The organism is Paenibacillus silvestris, from assembly GCF_009882985.1.
GTDB classification, from domain to species: Bacteria; Bacillota; Bacilli; order Paenibacillales; family NBRC-103111; genus Paenibacillus_E; species Paenibacillus_E silvestris.
On the sequence record NZ_WTUZ01000005.1, the window covers coordinates 1 to 15,191 of the forward strand.

Annotated in this window: 15 protein-coding genes; 9 read left to right on the forward strand and 6 right to left on the reverse strand. The window is 42.1% G+C overall.

The genetic code is table 11. From position 1 onward, the window contains the following. Window positions 1-170 precede the first annotated feature (170 nt). From GQF01_RS01890 to GQF01_RS01900, 3 genes are all read right to left on the reverse strand, one after another. Window positions 171-2,153 (reverse strand): 5'-nucleotidase C-terminal domain-containing protein, encoded by a 1,983-nt coding sequence (locus GQF01_RS01890; RefSeq protein WP_161405202.1) that lies wholly within the window; start codon window positions 2,151-2,153, stop codon window positions 171-173. Between the two features lie 178 nt (window positions 2,154-2,331). Then, a complete protein-coding gene (locus GQF01_RS01895) occupies window positions 2,332-2,493 on the reverse strand; it encodes a hypothetical protein (protein WP_161405203.1) in 162 nt (53 codons plus the stop codon). 216 nt (window positions 2,494-2,709) lie between these two features. Further along, window positions 2,710-3,261 carry a TetR/AcrR family transcriptional regulator gene (locus tag GQF01_RS01900; protein ID WP_161405204.1) on the reverse strand — a complete coding sequence of 184 codons (552 nt, stop codon included), beginning with the start codon at window positions 3,259-3,261 and terminating at the stop codon, window positions 2,710-2,712. Between the two features lie 104 nt (window positions 3,262-3,365). Here GQF01_RS01900 and GQF01_RS01905 point away from each other — a divergent pair, with 104 nt between their 5' ends. Beyond that, window positions 3,366-4,346 carry an SDR family NAD(P)-dependent oxidoreductase gene (locus tag GQF01_RS01905; RefSeq protein ID WP_161405205.1) on the forward strand — a complete coding sequence of 327 codons (981 nt, stop codon included), beginning with the start codon at window positions 3,366-3,368 and terminating at the stop codon, window positions 4,344-4,346. Between the two features lie 108 nt (window positions 4,347-4,454). Here GQF01_RS01905 and GQF01_RS01910 read toward each other — a convergent pair whose 3' ends face one another. Beyond that, window positions 4,455-4,790, reverse strand: a complete 336-nt coding sequence (locus GQF01_RS01910) for a nuclear transport factor 2 family protein (protein WP_161405206.1) — start codon at window positions 4,788-4,790, stop codon at window positions 4,455-4,457. 162 nt (window positions 4,791-4,952) lie between these two features. On the opposite strand from GQF01_RS01910, the gene GQF01_RS01915 reads away from it, so the two are divergent. Together GQF01_RS01915 and GQF01_RS01920 are read left to right on the forward strand one after the other, a co-directional pair. Further along, on the forward strand, window positions 4,953-5,378 hold the full coding sequence (locus GQF01_RS01915; RefSeq protein WP_161405207.1) for a MarR family winged helix-turn-helix transcriptional regulator: 426 nt from the start codon (window positions 4,953-4,955) through the stop codon (window positions 5,376-5,378). A 76-nt stretch (window positions 5,379-5,454) separates the two neighbouring features. Then, window positions 5,455-5,796 (forward strand): DoxX family protein, encoded by a 342-nt coding sequence (locus GQF01_RS01920; protein ID WP_161405208.1) that lies wholly within the window; start codon window positions 5,455-5,457, stop codon window positions 5,794-5,796. Window positions 5,797-5,849: 53 nt separating this feature from the next. On the opposite strand, the gene GQF01_RS01925 is transcribed toward GQF01_RS01920, so the two are convergent. Then, window positions 5,850-6,758, reverse strand: a complete 909-nt coding sequence (locus GQF01_RS01925; protein ID WP_161405209.1) for a haloalkane dehalogenase — start codon at window positions 6,756-6,758, stop codon at window positions 5,850-5,852. A gap of 133 nt (window positions 6,759-6,891) precedes the next feature. Continuing rightward, window positions 6,892-7,746, reverse strand: a complete 855-nt coding sequence (locus GQF01_RS01930; RefSeq protein ID WP_161405210.1) for a helix-turn-helix domain-containing protein — start codon at window positions 7,744-7,746, stop codon at window positions 6,892-6,894. A 187-nt stretch (window positions 7,747-7,933) separates the two neighbouring features. On the opposite strand from GQF01_RS01930, the gene GQF01_RS01935 reads away from it, so the two are divergent. From GQF01_RS01935 to GQF01_RS01960, 6 genes are all read left to right on the forward strand, one after another. Beyond that, window positions 7,934-8,899, forward strand: coding sequence for a right-handed parallel beta-helix repeat-containing protein (locus tag GQF01_RS01935; RefSeq protein WP_161405211.1), 966 nt, complete (start codon window positions 7,934-7,936; stop codon window positions 8,897-8,899). Between the two features lie 178 nt (window positions 8,900-9,077). Then, entirely contained in the window at window positions 9,078-9,860 is a 783-nt protein-coding gene (locus GQF01_RS01940) for a response regulator transcription factor (RefSeq protein WP_161405212.1), read from the forward strand. Beyond that, entirely contained in the window at window positions 9,857-11,578 is a 1,722-nt protein-coding gene (locus tag GQF01_RS01945) for a sensor histidine kinase (protein ID WP_161405213.1), read from the forward strand. Before GQF01_RS01940 ends, GQF01_RS01945 begins: the two co-directional genes overlap by 4 nt. A 115-nt stretch (window positions 11,579-11,693) precedes the next feature. Beyond that, window positions 11,694-12,653: an ABC transporter permease gene (locus GQF01_RS01950; protein WP_235958803.1), complete on the forward strand. Its 960-nt coding sequence runs from the start codon at window positions 11,694-11,696 to the stop codon at window positions 12,651-12,653. 30 nt (window positions 12,654-12,683) lie between these two features. Continuing rightward, window positions 12,684-13,571 carry a carbohydrate ABC transporter permease gene (locus GQF01_RS01955; protein ID WP_161405214.1) on the forward strand — a complete coding sequence of 296 codons (888 nt, stop codon included), beginning with the start codon at window positions 12,684-12,686 and terminating at the stop codon, window positions 13,569-13,571. 3 nt (window positions 13,572-13,574) lie between these two features. Further along, window positions 13,575-15,182, forward strand: a complete 1,608-nt coding sequence (locus tag GQF01_RS01960; RefSeq protein WP_235958806.1) for a type 2 periplasmic-binding domain-containing protein — start codon at window positions 13,575-13,577, stop codon at window positions 15,180-15,182. Window positions 15,183-15,191: the final 9 nt, after the last annotated feature.

Genomic DNA, 15,191 nt, shown 5'->3' on the forward strand with positions numbered 1-15,191 from the left:
ACTTTTGACTCCTTCAGTACCATTCTGATACCTTTGAATGGCCTTCAATTTCTCATCTAAACTGAAATTAGACAAAAAAACTGCACCTCCATTGTTAGTGGTGTCTAACAAATGGGGTGCAGTTCACTGTGGGATAGGCTGCCTTTAGCAATTGAGCTTACTAATTGGAATTACTGATTAAGAAGAGACGAGATGACATGTGCGACTTCGGCTCTTGTTGCTGCTTCCTTAGGAGCAAAAAGATTGTCTGGCCTGCCGCTTAGTAGCCCCGCTTTAGCCAAACTAGACACAGCCGGTTTCGCAATAGCAGTAATTTGGGCATCATCTGAAAAAGGCGATACTTCCGTGGATGTCAGCTGTTTGCCAGTTTTGGTTTCATAGATCCACTTCATCGTAAGTGCCATTTCTTCCCTAGTAAAGGGACTTTTCGGCTCTGAACCAACTAATCCAATTGCTTTTTCAACAGTCATTTGATCAACATTAAGAGCTTTGGCAAGGAAATCGGTAACTTCACCGTGTGTGACCAATTGAGTTGGAGCATAGCGTACATTGTCCACACCGCCGATGATACCTTTGTTGCTGAGTTGATAAATTTCCTTTGCTGCCCAATGATCAGGTGCGATGTCCACAAATCCCTTCACATGGATGCGACCTTCCGCTTTCGCTTGAATCGTTTCGAACTTTTTGGCGTAGGCCACAAGTAGTTCAACATCGGTAAGGGCTTCATTTGCTCCCACCAAAGTTTTCGCATCGCCGAACATGGTGTATTTATCTCCGCCTGTATACATGTAGTTGGAGAGAGCTAATTTATAGACCTGCTGCTTGTTCAAAGGCTGACCATTTATCGTTACATTTTCAACTCGTTGGCCAACGGGTTTGGTCGTATCGTACGAGTAGCTGGTGCCTGCAGATACCTGTAGAAAACCGCCTGCAAGCTTATCGACTGCGGAAACGCTCGTTTCGAGGGCAGCAGCTACCATATCTCCGGTCACTTCTGCTACCACAATTTTGTTGCCGAATGGCAGAATCGATTTCGCGTCTTTGAGTGTAAAATTCCCTTTGGTAGAACTTGCACGGATACCGCCGCCGTTCGCAACTGCGATATCGGTCTTATAGTAATCCTTATAAGCATCAGCAATCAAGTCGCCAATCGCCGTTTCTTGGTAGCGAGATTCATGGTTGTCCCCATAGATCAAATCATTTTCGGATATCGCGATCGTCTTATTTAATTCTTGATCAAGTTTGGATTGGTAATCCTTAGCCAGCGCAGCAAGCTTATCGTCTTCTTGAACAGTTTCATCTACCTTCAGGATCTCATTCCCGAGAATTAGTTGACCATCTGCTGCTTTACTTACATGGAGACGAATGATAGAACCCATATTACCTTGAGGTGAGAAAATATATCTTTTTCCGGAGCCATCGAAGTCATAGACGAACGATTTTTCTTCTGCTTCTTCTTCTGTGAAAATAACACGGATGTCCGGCACTGCCTGTAAAAGCAACTTATCTTCTTGAACAGACTCTTGGGTTAGAGCGACGATTAAATCAGGTTTTTGTTCTTGTTTCAGCTTCTCAACAGTGGCTTTGGCGGATTCAATGACATCAGATTGATGAACATTATCGTCCTGAGTCGTAGTATCCATCGCCGTTGTAAGACTGATGACGCCAATGCGGATGCCTTGTTTCTCATAAACTTTATATTGTGGCACATTGCCAAAAGGCTTACCGTCTTTTCCAGTTAGATTGGAAGAGACCCATGTGAATTTCGAGGCTTTGACTAACTCAAGTGTATTGGCAGTGCCTGCATCAAAATCGTGTTGTCCGAAGTTAGCGAGGTCAATCGGGATTTGATTGAATGCTTCCACCATCGGAAACCCTTTGAATACACCTCCAAACAGTGTTCCTCCGCCGAGATCGCCGCCGAATGCTATGATTTTGTCGCCCTGTATACGATCAATCAATGTTTTAATCCTCGCCACTCCACCACGTGTGCCGAGTTTGTCGACAACGGGATTGATTTCATGACCGTCGTTGAAGTACAGAAATGAAACATTGCCTGCAGGTAATGACTCTGCGTGGACGGTTCCATTGCTTCCGTGCGGCAGTGTGAGGAGGATAGAGGAAAGTAGGATGACAGGAATGATTTTCTTCATGGAGTACCTCTTTCTTTTCTAGTTTTATGGGCAGTTACTTTTTCCGCATGGTTAACTTTACCTTTTCTATGTTTGGGAGATGTATGTGCGTTATGAAGAATTGGTAAACGATAGCGTAAAAAACACGAAAGAGGCTGTCCGATCAAACGGCAGCCTCTTTCGTTAACTAGTAGATTTATTAAGATTTCTTTATTGTGTAGAATCCATACTGTTCGATTTCATCTATTGCCTTACGTCCAAAAGACTCAATAAGTTCATCGGCTCGGATTTTCGTACCTCCAAGTGCAATCCCGTCCCAGCGTACAATTCTTCCGTCCTTAACCAAATAATACTCATCCATATTGTAGCCTCCCAAATAACATTTTGGAAATCCGTTTATTCGCGTACGCAGAATAATCTGCCTATCCGTATTTTAACATTATTTTGCATTCCATGCACCCTGGAAAGCTGGGCCTGCTGGCCCAGTGGAGATATCGCTTTCGCCAATCTCCGCTATGTAACCAAAGTAATAAAAGGTCAACCATTCATCTGGCTGACCTCATTCAGCATCGCGGCCTTACTTACTGAAAAAAACGATTTGGAGCAAGTCCTGAATCAAATGCCTAAGCTCAATCGAACTCTTAGAAACTGTTTTATACCCTCGTAATGCACCTGTAACGAGTTGTGCCAACCTCGCTGAAGATACTCCATTTGCTGAACTGGGGTGAACTTCAAGTAAGGTAGACAGCAATGCTTCCAGTTTTCCATAGCTTGTGTCTAGCGCCTCCCGCGCAAACTGATACGAGCTGTCTGTTATTTCTTTATACTCCGGTGAAAGCAGTGAATTATCAAAATCACGAATCGACCATACTTCAAGCGCATACAAAATTTTCTCTTCCGTTGTTTGTTGGGACAACAGACCCTTATTGATCTCCTCCAGGAGAATATCGCCGTGATGAACAATCGCGGCGTTAAATATTTCCTCCTTACTTTTAAAATACAGGTAGAGACCTGCACGAGAAATACCTGCAGTCTCAGCAATTTCATTCATTGATACCCGTTTGTAACCGAACTTGAAAAACACCTTTAAAGCTACGGCAACTATATCCAATCTCTTATTAGTATCCATATCTCTATTTTAAACACTTTACAAACTTTGTCCACTTGTATAGTATAGACATATAGACATTTTATGATTTATGTCTAAAAACACTTTAAAGGAGCAAACAACCTATGATGACCGAACAAAAACAATTGCTATCTGGATTCGGGCCCGACACGACCGCTCAAGAAGTGCTTGCTGGACAAGACCTTAGTGGAAAAGTGGCCATTGTTACTGGTGGACATGGAGGAATTGGTTTAGAAACAACGCGCGCGCTGGTAAGTGCGGGTGCAACCGTCATTGTCGGCGCACGTGATGTGAATAAAGCACAAGAAGTTCTTGCTTCACTGAAAAATACTGAAGTAATCAAGCTCGACCTTTCGAATCCCGCTTCCATCGATGAGTTTGTCGCTATCTTCCTGCGTTCGAATCGCGCGCTTGACATTCTGATTCTGAATGCAGGTGTTAGCTTCCCACCGACAATAAAAGACGCGCGGGGATTTGATACCCATTTCGCGACGAATTACTTGGGACATTTTCAACTGACGATAGGTTTATGGGAAGCGCTGAAGCGCTCGGGGAACGCTCGTGTCGTTGCGCTTTCGTCGGTAGGCCATATGACAGGGCCAATCGATTTCGATGACCTGCACTTCACTAAGAGGTCATACGACAAGGCTGTTTCTTATGGTGAGTCGAAGACTGCGCTATCGTTGTTTGCTGTTGAACTTGATAAACGAGGACGCGAGCATGGCGTGCGCGCTTTTGCGGTTCATCCAGGAGCTATCCTGTCTGGGTTGACGAGACATTTGAGCAATGAGGATCTAGCAGCATGGGGCGTGATCAGGCATGAAGATGGTACCTTTACCTCATCCGGTGGCTTCAAAACAGCTGAACAGGGCGCCGCTACATCTGTATGGTGTGCAGTTAGCCCGATGCTATACGGCAAAGGAGGCGTTTATTGCGAAGACGGTGATATCGCGGAGATCGTACCGTCAGATAGTCCGATGTTTCGAGGTGTCCGTTCGTGGGCGATCGATCCGGCGTCTGCCGAAAGGCTTTGGACGATAAGTGAGGAGCTTCTGAACATTCCTCAAGGAATCATTCCTCGTTAAATTAGCGGGAACGCTAAAGAAGGAGCAAGCCTAAGTGGCTGCTCCTTTTTGGGTTCTGAGGATAATAAAGAATAAAGAAGCACGATAAATGGTAAGACTATTTTAACATCAATTCCTCAGAAACCAGACCTTAATAATGATATCATCCTTAACTTCATACATGGCCACTGCTTCCAAAATGGCGCCGTCTGCTAATCTGCCCGATATTTGCTCATGATCGATGACATATTTGCCGTGAATGATCCTTTTATCCACCGTTGCCAACATATCAGGGTAGGTTTCAAATAATTTTTGATAACGTGATCTCATAGCCTCTTGGCCTTCCATAGTAAGCGTGTCAGGAAAGTCATATATTTTCACATCTTCACTGTAGCATCCCATGAACAAGTCGATATTTTTATCGTTATAAGCTTGTAATTGTCTTTCTACTACTGAGTTTGCCATGTTCTTTCCTCCAAAATGATTGTCATTGTCAGTAGCTAGTATAAACGAATTAGACACTTAGTAGAAGTGGTGGGTTTACCTTTCCATTTGACAAACAAACGTATTTAAGATATTTTATATGCTATAGCATGTATTAATTTGATAGAGAAAGGAGCACCTATCATGGATTTAAATAATCTCACTGGTTTTCTTGTTCATCGTACAGATTTAAAAATGACTAATTTTTTCACGAAATTGCTTAAACAATATGAAGTAACGCCAGAGCAATGGGGGATCATCCTTGTCCTTGATACAGAAAGAGCAACGAGCCAGAAAGAGCTTGCTGAAGCCATTGATAGAGACCAAACCACAGTTGTGAGGATGATTTATTCGCTTGAAAAGAAAGAAATTGTGAGAAGAATACAGAATGATTCGGATAAACGATCTCATAACTTGTACCTTAGTGACAAAGGGATGAGTCTCAAAACCAAACTTATGCCCATTGTAACAGCAGCTCATGAACATATTACCAAATATTTAAGCAACGATGAGATTCAGCAGTTACATGACCTGCTTGCTAAACTATATTCAACTGTAAAAGACGAATAAAGCATCGGCACCTCAAATATATGCTATAGCATATAAATTATAAAAGATTAAAACCAGAAGGTGAGTGATAACAGGTATGATCATTATTATTTTACAAATTATATTGGGTATTTTCTTTATGTTCACAGGAACGAGAATAATCTCAGGCAAAATGGCCAACGAGTTTAGTCGATTTGGGCTTCCGTCCTACTTTAATTTCTTAACAGGATTTTTTGAAATCATAGGCTCAATTGGCATGATAGTAGGGATCTGGTATCCGATCGTAGCACTATTATCCGGATTACTTCTAGGAGCGACAATGCTGGCTGCAGCCTTCACTTTGGTTGTAATCGCGCGTGATCCATTTACAAAAGCGATTCCAGCAATCGTGTTATGTCTGCTTTCATTCGCGATTGCCCTTTATCATTTAGATCTCTGAAAGTGAATCTAAAGAGCGAGAAGAGGCTGCCGGATCATACGGCAGCCTTCCTTTCACACTTGGCTAACTTGTTGATACCACCGTTGCAGTTCTTGACCGATGTCATGGGGGTTCTCCTCAACTAAATGATGGTAACCCTTGCCGATATCAAAAGTTGTCAAATTCTGTAGATTTGACTTGCACCAGCTAATTTGCGGTTCGCGAATGGTACATCCAGGAGCAGCGTAAAACAGGATTTTCGGTATAGAGGTCTCTGTGAACCATGTATTGCGTAAAAGCACGGCTTGTACGACTTCACTTGGTTTACCTTCTATAGGTATTTGGTTTGGAAACACCCACATCGGTTTTCTTTTGTCATGATTCTTGAAAGGCTCGCGATAGTGCTCATGTTCGTCTGCAGTCAAAGTCCGGTTCATGATGATCGTAGGCATACCTTCAACGAATACGCTTTTATCCCGCATCAAAGGCCATCCTAGCTCGGGATCGCGCAGCGTCTGAAAAAGCTCTTTCGCTTCAGCAGGCGTAAACGCTGTCCAAGACGGACATGGATATAAGGCTTGCGGTTCAATCATCGCAACGGCTTTCACCTGATCCGGGTGATTCATAGCATACTGTAAACCAATCGCCATTCCCCAATCATGCCCGACGAGAACAAAATTCGTAAGACCTAATTTTTCGATAAACTGGCTAATATAATCGACATGCTCCAAGAAAGTGTAGCCAATATCTGGCTTATCGGATCGTCCCATCCCAATCAGATCGACAGCTATACAGCGGGCGGATTGCTGAAGATAAGGAATGATATTTCTCCACATGTAGGACCATGTTGGGTTGCCGTGCAAGAATAAGATAGGATTTCCTGACCCCTGATCGATATAATGCAATTGTTGACCATTTACCTCAAGAAAACGGGACTCGAAGGGATAATTTATTCCAATTGGAAGGTTCACATGGTTAGACATACTGCCGCAGCTCCTTTATATATGATGTTTCTACGTGATAATTGTAATCTTAAAAATAAGATACCCCATTGTAGAAAAGCGTCAATTTATAAAAAGTGAAAAAGTATTCCAATTGAAAAAGGGAATGCTTTTCTTATTGGTACATGGTATCTTTCGAGTCTGAAAGTCTGTTGTTTTCGCCAAAAGTTTGGGCCAACTCCGGCTGAACTTCATGACGGAAAAATTGTTCAGGCGAACAACCCGTGAACGCTTTAAAGTCGTGTACGAAATGAGCATGATCCGTGAAATTGCAAGCTTGAACGATATCCAGGTAATCGCGGCCAGACTTTCTCAGATGAATAGTGTGCTGGAAACGAACAATATTGGCAAATTTTTTGGGTGTGATCCCGATAATATCGTTAAATTTGCGTTCGAGCGTCCGTTTACCCACAAAAAAATCCTCCGCCAACTGCTTAATCGAAACATCCCCATTATGCGCTTGAATCTGTTTGGCGACTTGCAGAATCAATCGTTCTTCCGATTCCTGTTCCATAACCGATACCAAGAAGGCTTGTACAAGGGCAATTCGACCGTGCATATTCGTTGCTTCGCTAAGCCGCTCCTCCATCTCGGAAACCAGATGCTTCGGGAAAATAAGTGAAAGATCTAGGTTAGCATCCCGAAAATCGTGAATCGGATAGGAGGTGAAAGCCTTCAAACCACCTGGTTTGAACCGCACAATGATCGTTCCGACACGTCCAGTGCTTACATATTCCTTGAACGTAGTTTGCAGACCTGTTAAGCCGCTAGTACCTAATAAATTCTCTTTATTGTTCTCAATCACTTTCATTCGATTTCCATATTGGATGCCAATAACGGCAAGTGTTGAAGGCAGAACCTTAACGGGGTTCCGATTCGCATAATTGATCGAGTTAAAGTCCTCTTGAACCAAAAGGCTGTCAATATAATCGCTAAGCTGCGAAATGGGGCGGAATTGTTGTAGCAACATAGGCAAGCATCCTTTCTAAGTCCGGCAAGACCCTATAATTCTATAACAGTTATATTCAAAATCAAATGCAAGGATTTACTGCGAATTAAAAATAGTAAGTCATGTAGTCTATTGTTCCTGTCTAAGCAGCATCGCTCTGAATTTACTATATAACAGATAGTTAATTCTTATCGATTGAGGTGATAGAATGGCACTCATTGAGGTATTTCCCAATAGCCCGACAGCCATACAAGATGCGGTTACCTTATCGAATGAAGGCGATGTTATTTTGGTACATAGAGGTGTGTACCATGAAAATGTACAAGTTTCCAGTGTGAAAAACAACATTCGGATCATCTCCAAATATAAATATGGTGCAATTCTTGATGGAAACTGTATGCTGCTTGAAGCATTTGAGTTAAATAGTGTTGCTGGTGTAGAAATTTATGGTTTTAGAATTAAAAACTACCTTTCACGTGGTATTCAGCTTATTAGTGCGAAATCCAATCATATCCTTAGTAATAAAATAAGCGATATTGGCGGGGGTGTTAATCCGGTTGGTATTTATGCTACTAATTCCGTGGGTAATCTGTTCATGAAGAATGTCGTAGAGCGAATCGGAAGCACGGGATCTGGTACAGGTATTACACTTCAAGCTGTCACTGGAAATTGGGTGATTAAGAATAAGCTCAAGCACAATTCAGCGCATGGTATTGAGATCATAGATGGCAATCACCATGCGATTGTGGGCAATCAGATATCCAATAATAAAGGGGACGGAATTCTGGTGAATTGGTTAGATAATAACCTTATTTATGATAATAAGATAACTAACAATGGAAATAACGGAGTGAATGCGCAGTGCACAAATACGATCATTTTGAATAGCAAAATCAAGGGTAACCGCGATAATGGCTTGCTAATTTCGTTTAATTATAACTTTGCTGGATTTAATGAGATCAAAGAAAACAAGCAAAGCGGTATTCAAGTTTCCTCTGATTTAAATGACATTCAGAATAATAAAATCGAAAAAAATGAAGATAACGGCGTAGTCATTCATGATCCACATACAGCAAATTTGGTGTTCGAAAATCAGTTCAAACGCAATAACCCTCATAATATTAAAGATCAAGGCGAGAACAATACGATTATACAGAATACGATCAAAGAATAAGCATCATCCAAGGGGAGCCAAACAGGTTGTCGTAGTTATCACTGCGGCAGCCTGTTTGGCATACAACGAATCATAAAAAAACACAAAGGCCTTAAATTTATCACATGGCGTGTAGCATTCAATCCCTGTATGATCAAGTAACCGTTAATGGGCAAATATGGATGCGGATGGTGGTTCGATGTACAAAGCTCTGATTGTTGACGACGAAAAAATTGAACGCGAAGGCATCAAATTTTTAATAGAAACAATGGGGCTGAACCTGACAACGGCTGAAGCGGAAAATGGCGTCAAAGCCTTGGATTATTTACAAGCACACGAAGTGGATATTCTGTTTACGGATATTCGTATGCCATTTATGGATGGGCTGGCGCTTGCATCGCAAGCAAAGAAGCTTAACCCCAAGCTTAAAGTTATTATTGTAAGCGCATTCGGTGAATTTGAGTATGCCAAACAAGCCATTCAAATCCATGTCATTCACTATTTGCTGAAGCCCGTTGAAGTAGCTGAGTTTCTGGAGGTTGTCACTCAAGTTGTTACGTTATGCGATGAAGATCGGGAACAAAGGGAACAAACGCTTAAGCTTCAGCAAGTAAACGAAATGGGAAATCGTTACGTTCAGCAATCGTCTGCGGAGTCACCCAGGAAGGTGATAGGTGAGGTAATAAAGGTTATTCACCGCGATTATGGACAGGATATCAGCCTGGATTCTTTGGCGGAGAAAGCATGCTTGTCTCCGAGCTATTTGAGCCACCTTTTCAAGAAAGAAACAGGTGCTAGTCTTGTGAAATATATAACTTGTTACAGGCTAGACAAAGCGGGTGAACTGCTCCGGAGTACCAATAAGAAAATCTCCGATATTTCCAATGAAGTGGGCTATACGAACTTTGCTTATTTCTGTTCCATATTCAAAAATTATTACGGGAAAACTCCCGCCAAGTATCGGGAAGGGGATCCCGCATGAGCCGCTGGCTGGACGTGCTTAGAAATATGCGCTTTAAACAAAAGCTCATTCTTTCGTACCTCGTTGTAAGCTTGATTCCTCTGGCTTTGCTTGGAACCTATTCGTACAATCAATCCAAGCTGTTCATCCAAAGACAAGCGATTCAAGGCTTGCAGAATACCGTTGCAACGTTGGCAAGAGGGATGAATGATAAGACCGAACAGGTTGAGCGGACGGTCGATTCTGTCGTTATGAATACAGGTCTACAGCGCATTTTTGGTACAAATTATACAAGCCTTACGCTTCTTTCCGAGGACCTCAGAAATTATGTGAGTCCCTATTTTAGCATGATCAAAAATATGAACACGGACATCTTGCAGCTCACCGTATATACATCTGGCAGTATGCCTGAGTATGGTGAGTTTATTCTTTCGTTGAATCGGATTAAGGAGACGAGCCAGTGGTATAAGGACGGTGTAGAGCTTAAGAAAACGGGATGGTTTCTTGAAGGCACGGAACTTGCTGTATACAGACAGTTTCCAACGATTCTATATAATCAGATGACCGGTATCCTGTACTTGAAGCTGAACATAGAACGTTTTTTTGATTCGCTTACTTCGGTGACAACAGCGCAGTCCGCACGGGAGGGAATATTTATCTCCGACCCCAATAATCGTATCGTTTACTCCAAAAACAAAGATTCTATGGCCATTCAAAAACAGATGCTGCAGAACCCAAAACGCTCCACGGGTATGATCGAAGTGGGTGGGCTTCCTTACATCATGATTCAGGAGCCTCTTCATCAAGCCAATTGGACTCTTTATTATTATATACCCGTACAGGACATTTCCATGGATGCGACCAGTATAGTAAAAGCGACGATTGCGCTCATACTTACCTGCATGGTCCTATTAGTTGCGCTTATATCGATATTTTCACATTCCATGATCAAACGTATATATCATCTCAATAAATTAATGAAGCAAGTGCAATTGGGTAATTTGCAAATGGATATCCGAAGCGAGAGCAGGGATGAAATCGGGGAGTTAACGAATCGCTTCGGCGTTATGCTGCGACGTATTAATGAACTGGTGACGGAAGTCTATCAGAACAAGCTTATTCAGAAGGAAGCGGAGTTTAAGGCACTCCAGGCTCAAATTAATCCGCATTTTTTGTACAATACGTTGTCAGTTATTAACTGGAAATCATTGAAGATAGGTGCTACGGATATAAGCCATGTCGTTACAATGTTATCTAGATTTTACCGGACTGCTCTAAATCGAGGGGAAAGCTTGACCACTCTCAAAGATGAACTGCAGAACACACAGTCGTTCCTAGAAATTCAGTTAGTGATGCACGATTACAGCTTTGAAGTCAGCTACCAGATTGATGACGAGATTTATCAGTACGACACGGTGAATCTATCGATTCAGCCGCTTGTCGAGAATGCGATCGTGCATGGGATTGACCAAAAGCAAGAAGGCGGCGGTAAGCTGACGATTATGGCTCTGGCAAACAAGGACGCGATTGAAATTCATGTAACGGACAATGGACCTGGTATCGATAAGATGCTGCTCGGCGAAATTCTGATTAAACAATCTAAAGGGTATGGATTAAAAAATGTAAACGAGCGGATAAAATTAGTGTTCGGAAAAGAGTATGGCATTGATGTGATTAGTGAAGTAGGACGAGGCACGACGATGAAAATGACGATTCCGAAATATAGAAATACGAAATAGCAATAAATCGATATTTTTCTAAAAAATGAGATAAATCAATAAAAAAAGTGCTGTGCTATAGTAAATATCAAGTGAATGCGCATTCATTTCATAGCATGGGAAAGGAGAGGTCATCTTGCAGGATTCTGTTGTTGCTAACCAGAGAACCAAAACCATGTCCAGAACGAAAAGCGAATTCAGTCGGAAATTAAAAGGCTATCAAGTTCTTTACTTTATGCTGCTGCCAGGTTTGCTTTATTTTATTCTTTTTCACTATGTCCCGATCTATGGTGTTGTTCTTGCGTTTAAAAATTTCAAAATCATGCAGGGCATTTTGGCTAGCCCATGGGTTGGATTCGAGCATTTTCAGAAAGTATTTGCGGATCCGAACTTTTACCGAGTTTTAAACAATACCCTCATAATCAGCCTGTATAAAATCGTATTTGCGTTCCCAATTCCGATCATATTTGCCCTCCTATTAAGTGAAATAACGAGAGAACGGTTTAAAAGGCTTGTTCAGACGATCTCCTATTTACCTCATTTCATGTCTTGGGTCATATTGGCAGGGATATTCATTAGCATCTTCTCGCTGAACGGTCCTGTCAACGCGATTGTTAAACTCTTCGGTGGAGATCCTGTCCTATTCATGGCTGACGATCGATATTTCCGTTCCATTCTGGTCATGACGGACATTTACCAAGGATTCGGTTGGGGCTCCATCGTTTATTTTGCGGCGATAGCCGGGATTGATCCGCAGCTTCAGGAAGCAGCTATTATGGATGGTGCCAATCGTTTTAAAAGAATGATCTATATTACGCTCCCGATGCTGTTACCCGTCATCTCCATTATGCTTATTCTTCGAATGGCCCATGTACTGGATGCCGGCTTCGATCAAATTTTCAATATGTATAACCCCAAAGTGTATGGGGTTTCTGACATTCTCGATACTTTCGTGTATAGAAAAGGGTTGCTGGAAACGAATTATAGCTACGCGACAGCGGTTGGACTTTTTAAATCCGTCGTAGCCCTTGTTCTAATCGTGCTTGTCAATAAAGCGGTTCACATGATGGGAGGAAAGGACCATACCCTTTGGTAATCATGCACGAGGGATGGAGGACATCTGCCTATGAGATATACGAAACAAACTACCGCAGAGAAGATCGGTGAATTCTCACTCTACCTGGTTATGATTGTGATCACACTTATCACCTTGTACCCTTTTTGGAATCAAGTGGTAACGTCGGTTAGTGCTGAGAACACCTTATACACAACCGGGATGCTGCTTCTTCCGAGCAAGCTTTCTTTTGAAAGCTACCATGTTATTTTTCAATATAAAGCGATCTGGTCCGGTTATGGCAACACGATTCTTCGAACGGTTCTGGCCGTAAGTCTAAGTTTAACTTTTACCGCGTTGTTCGCTTATCCATTATCCAAAAAAGATTTGCCCTTCAACCGAGGCATTACATCACTTGTTCTGTTCACCATGCTGTTCAGCGGAGGTTTAATTCCTAATTATCTGCTCATTAAGAAACTGGGCATTTATAACTCCATTTGGGCTCTTGTATTGCCTAGTATGATCAGTGCGTTCAATGCATTAATTATGAGAAACTTCTTCCGATCCATTCCGGAGAGCTTGGAAGAGTCTGCGCGTGTGGACGGAGCAGGGTACTTTTTTATTTTTCGTAAAATCATAGTGCCTCTATCTAAACCGGTATTGGCTACTGTCGCCTTGTGGATTGCCGTACAACATTGGAACGCTTGGTTTGATGCATTAATTTATATCACTGACCCGAAGAAACAGGTGCTGCAGGTCGTCCTTCGAAAAATCATCGTAGATAACAATATGGATCAATTGAACGCAATGCTGTATCAGTTCGATCAGAAGGACATGTTCTCTACGCGCCAGTTGCAAGCTACGGTCATTATGTTTTCGGTCATTCCTATGTTGGTAATTTATCCATTCGTGCAAAAGTATTTTGTTAAAGGGATCATGATCGGTGCCGTGAAAGGATAAACAATGGGGATAGAAAGGATGATTACATTGAAGAAGATGATTCCAGTGGCATTAGGTGTAGCCTTGTTTGGGTCAGTTCTGGCTGGTTGTTCGACGGAAAAAGGCTTAAATGGGGAACAAAGTACAGCACCGCAGGTTGATAAAAAATTTAAGTTGAGCTATTTAAATCAAAACTACGATAAAACCGTCAAAGATTCTTATGCCATCAAATATGTAGAGAATAAATTTAATGTTGAAATTGAACAGCTTCCAAGATCGAAAGATAATTACAAGGAAGAGTTACTGCTAAAAGTGGCTTCTGGGGAAATCCCAGACGTTTGGGTGGATTTAGGTTTTCCCGAATATGAGAAACTGGTGAATCAGGGAGCTGTTGCCGAAATTCCGCAGGAGCTTATCGAGAAGAATGCCCCCAATTATTGGGCTTGGTTAAAGAAGCATCTGGGTGATGATCCTTTGAAGCTGTACAAGAGAGAGGGCAAGAACTATTCCATGCCGATCATCCAGACACTAGGGCCCGACCGTACGGTAGTTGGATTGCGTAAAGATTGGTTAGACAATGTTGGCATCACGAAGAGTCCTGAAACTTTGGAAGAATTCGAAGATGCTTTGCGCAAATTCCGCAATAACGACCCTGACAAAAACGGTAAAAAGGATACCTACGGTTGGACGGGTCAAGCTGTTGGTGTGAAAGATATATTTAGCCCGGTATTCGGAGCCTTCGGCGTATTCCCAGGCACTTTTACAGACAAGGATGGTAAAATCGTGCGGGGAGAGATTGAGCCAGGAGCGAAACAAGCGCTGACGATTCTCAATAAATGGTACAAGGAAGAACTGCTTGATCCCGAATTTGTTTTGAACAAAGGTCAGAATGTTGACGATAAAATTATTTCAAGCAAAGCTGGAATTGTAACCGCTTCCTGGTATCAATTTATTACGAAGGCCGCTTTTTTTGATGGAAAATATTATGATAAGCTTCGTGCCAATGTGCCTGCTGCTAACTGGGTGTTAACTGCTGGACCCAAAGGTCCTGACGGACAACAGGGCACCGTCCAATTGAACCCAATCGCAAGCTCGGGCGGCCAATTCGGCAAACATATGGAAAATGATAAAGAGAAAATGGCCAAGTATTTGCAGGTTGCGGATGCTACCGCTTTTGATGCGGAGACTTTTGAGAATATTGTGTATGGGGAAAAAGGAAAAACCTACAATAAAGGCGAGAAAGGTGATTATAAGTATCTTCCTCCATTCGATAAAGAAGAAGAGCAGATTAAGTTCGGAATCGGTCAACAATATACGTTCCTGGGCAAATCATTTAATGATTATGACTTCCAGACTCCCTATATGACCCTTAACGAGTTAATGTCCTTGCGGAAGGCCTCCGAGCATATTGGCAAAGGAAAATATGATATTATGCAGCCAATTGCGATTGCAGCTTATAACGAAAACGTCGATGCATTGGATCAAATGACACTGAAATATTACATCGATATGATTACGGGTCAGCGTCCTGTAAGTGATTTCGATAAGTATGTAGAAGAATGGAAAAAAGCAGGCGGTTCTAAGGTAATGGCCGAAGCCCAGAAGAAATATGAAGAAAATTTCAAGAAATAAATTGGCGCG